This is a genomic window from Ideonella azotifigens (assembly GCF_006519715.1).
GTDB classification, from domain to species: Bacteria; Pseudomonadota; Gammaproteobacteria; order Burkholderiales; family Burkholderiaceae_C; genus Ideonella; species Ideonella azotifigens.
Genome location: NZ_VIDT01000572.1, coordinates 1 through 3554, shown reverse-complemented (window position 1 = coordinate 3554; position 3554 = coordinate 1). Strand labels below are relative to the sequence as shown.

General features: G+C 66.9%; 1 protein-coding gene and 1 pseudogene. One reads left to right on the top strand and one right to left on the bottom strand.

Features of this window, described 5'->3' with window-relative positions; genetic code table 11:
* Positions 1–207 (top strand): annotated as a pseudogene (locus FKP22_RS32620) (phosphoribosyltransferase); the annotation flags it as partial.
* 201 nt (positions 208–408) lie between these two features.
* Here the strand turns inward: FKP22_RS32620 and FKP22_RS32615 are convergent.
* Positions 409–3554: amino acid adenylation domain-containing protein (locus FKP22_RS32615; RefSeq protein ID WP_170201057.1), on the bottom strand; the 3146-nt coding region annotated here is incomplete at its 5' end.

Here is a 3554-nt window from a genome sequence, read left to right as displayed (position 1 = left end):
GCCGCCCAGCAACACCCGCCCAGCCGCATCATCGTCGCCGTCCCGGTCGGCTCCGAGGACGCCGTGGCCGCGCTGCGCCAGCGCGCCGACGAAGTCCTCTGCCTCAGCACCCCGCCAGACTTCCAGAGCGTGAGCCGCTGGTACGAGGACTTCGGGCAGACGGAGGATGAGGAGGTGCGGGCGTTGTTGCAGCAAGCGAGGGGCTGACTGCCGCACCATCGTTGCTGCGATCCCGGCGGCCTGGCGGTGGGCGGACCGGACAATGGCGCGCCCGGCATGCGGCTGCACTACAGCCCGAATTGCCAAGCTGCTTTCCTCATCGATCCTGATGGGTATCACATCAAAGTCGCTATGAAGGTGCCAGAGCAGGAAGCTGGGCGGCTCCCGACATCCAGCCGGGTGGCCCCTTCAAGCCATGCCCGAACCGCGGTCACGCAGCAGGGCCACGAGTTCGTCGGCGCCTCGCGCTCCGTACAAGGCCTGACTGCGCGCCGATGGGGGCAGCAGCTTGTCCAGCGGCAGCACGGTCTGCCCGGTGTCCTGCGCGAACTGGTAGAGCTGGCGCGGCGGCGGCTCTGCCTCGTCTTCCCAGACCAGGTGCAGTGGCGGCGGGAGCAGGGACAGCCAATGGGGAGGCTTTGCCAACTCAGGGGTTACGGCCTTGTGCTGCGGCGCACGCCGATGCCGCACGCCAAGGTCTTCCGGTGCCAGCACCAGGCATAGGGCGCGGGTCGGCGCGTCGGTCCACGCCGCAGTGACTGAGCCGCGGGCCTTGGGCAGGACCACCAGGCAACCACTGGGCGCGCTGCTCGTAGGGTACAGCGCACCGAATTCCTGCAGCTCGCGCTGCAGCTGATGTCGGGCTTCGTCGGACGCCTGGGTCAACCGCTGCACACCCTCGCAAAAGCCTCCCAACCACTGCGGCTCGGCGCGACCCAGGCCAAGCCGAAGCAGGACCGAGCGCAGCAATGGGAACCGCAGCGCAGGGTCAAGCAGCAACAGGGCGCCCGGCCCTTCTTCGCCCGGCGATAACAACAAAGCCAGCAGGTGGCTCCAATGCGCCAGTGTGGCCAGCCCCGCCATTCCGGGTAACAAGCGTTCTGGGCCGACGCCCCGCATCGCACACAGGATCTCGTCCGGCCCGGCAGCGACCTCGGGTTGCCTGCGATCCTGCGCATCCAACCGGGCCAGCAACTGTTTCCAGGCCGGCGCTTCACGAAGCGCCCAGTCGTGCGAGATGCGCAGTCGCGCGCCCTGAGAACGCACCTGGGCCACACGCTGCAGCGCGTCCGTCAACGGCCGGAGCCGGCCGTCGTTTGACCATCGGAATTCGGGCGCTGCGGCCAGGGGTTCGGCCAGCAACGGTTCGATCTGCACCCGCAATCCTTCCAACACGCTGCGCACCTGTTCTGGCTTGAGTCTCGCAAAACCCAGGCCCTGGGCCAGCAAGCGCAAGGCTTGCGCCATTGCCGCCCGGGGATCGGGCTGCGGCCCTGGAACGAGGCCCGCGAGAAAGCCCGCCATCTGCAGCGCAGGCGCCAACGCGGGCGCGCTGTCGCGCAGCATCTGCGCAAATGCTTCGAGCCGCACCAAGTGTCGCGCCAGTTCGGCCACGTTGCCCGTGCCGTCGCGCGCCATCAAGAGAGCCTGGTGCGACTCCATGGCTTGCTGCCATGGCGGGCTTTGCGGCAACACCAGGGCTTCATCGATCAGCAGCTGCAGATCGGCATGCGTAGGCGACGGCAGGTGCGGGCTGCCGGCGAGCACGCTGGCCAGATCGATCTCCAGCGTCGTCACGAGGTCCAGCGCAGTCTTGGCTTGCTCGTGCGAGGCCTTTGGGTCGAGCGGTGCCGGGCTGGCAGCTGCAACCACCGGCGCGCGCGTCTCGCCGGACTGCCAGTAGCGAAAATCATAGACGCCAGCCATGCCCTCTCGCGGCTCCAGAAAGGACAAGCCGCCTTGCAGCAGTACCTCACGCACGGCCTGCTCGGGCTTGGGTGTGCGTGGTGCGCCCACCCGCTCGTGAGGATTCAGCGGCCAGCGTTGCTCCACCTGCTGCACAAGCTCGCTGCCAGCCAGCAATGCGGCCATCTCGTTCACAGTGCCGAAAAGCAGCACCAGATCGTCTTTGGATACCAGCTTGTCCTCCGCATCGACCGGTACACCGGTCGCACGACCGGGTTCGCCGTCCGGATCCTCCTCGCAGACAAAGACCTCGCCCAGGTTCATGCGCTGGTAAAGCGCGCTGCGGAACTCATCCCGTTGCGCATCCCGCAGGTCCAGCTCGGTCTTGCCAAGCAGCCATTCACGGGTGATGAAGTACAGCGCATCCAGCAGGGTTTGGCGCATGTCCGGCCGCTGCAGCGACCAACCCACCACGTGCGGCATGTTGAGGAAGTATTCGATGACAACCTGCAGCGTCACGTCGATCCGGTAGAAGACGGTGTCGCGCACCGTGCCGGGCAGCAGGTTCAGATCGCCGGCTTCGGTGCGTAGCGCAGCCAGTTCACGTGTCAGGTTCAACGCGTGCATCTGCGAGCGGTGTCGCAGCACCCATTTCAGAATCTCTTTATCGGCGGCGTCGGCATTCGAGACATTGCTGCCGGGCACAACGGGCGGCAGTTCCAGCACCAGCTCCAGGTAAGCATCCAGGTCGGCCGGTTCATAGGCAATCAGCAACGGGTGCGAGAAATACGACGAGGCCACGCCGTAGGCCTTCTCGCGCGCGGCCAGGCGCAGGAATTCCATGTAGCCGCGGTCGGTCAGAAAGCAGGTGAAGACGCTCTCGGCGACCAGCTTCTTCAGGTAGTGCACCATCGCCATGATGCGTTCGGACAAGCCGTCGACCTTGTCGAGCTCGTCAATCACGAACACCGGCGCCAAGCCTGCGGCCCGCAGCCGCTCCAGCAGCGTCGGCAGCACTCGGTCGAGCGTGCGCAGACTGAGGTCAGGGATGAAGGTCTTGTCGACATGGCGCTGGCGCTTGCCGGTGTTGCTGGTCGTGCGCTTGAAGGCCAACGACGAGGCCATCGCCGTGAGCAGCCCCAGCGCCAGTGCACTCGCGCCATGGCCAGGCCCGCTGGCCAGCGTACCGCCGGCCACCGCAGCACCGGACAACAGCGCCGCAGCCGGCTTCAAGGCGTCGGCAAACTTCGCGTCCAGCCCGCTGCTTTGTTCGGTGTTGCGGCCGGTCTCGCTGCTCTGCTTGGTCTCGCCGCTGAGTTCCCCCGAGATGCGCTGGTGCGCATTGCAGATGCCATTCAGCGCGACCAGCTCGCGGCTGCCCTGGTCCACGGGCGCACGCACAGGCTGCAACACGCCGCGCTCCAGCGCGCCGATGCGGTCCCATAGCTCGCGCAGCCGTGAAGCCGGCGGGTCTTCCATCAGTTCCAGTTCAAACTGTGCGGCCAGCTCACCGCGCTCCTCAAGCGGTATCGCCTGCCCCAGCCCGGCATCGGACAGCAGCGCGCGCCGGTAGGCCGAGGCGTATTCGCGCAACACCGCGCGATGCAGCCCGAGGATGATCTGCTTGAGCGCCAGTTGCGCCTGCAACT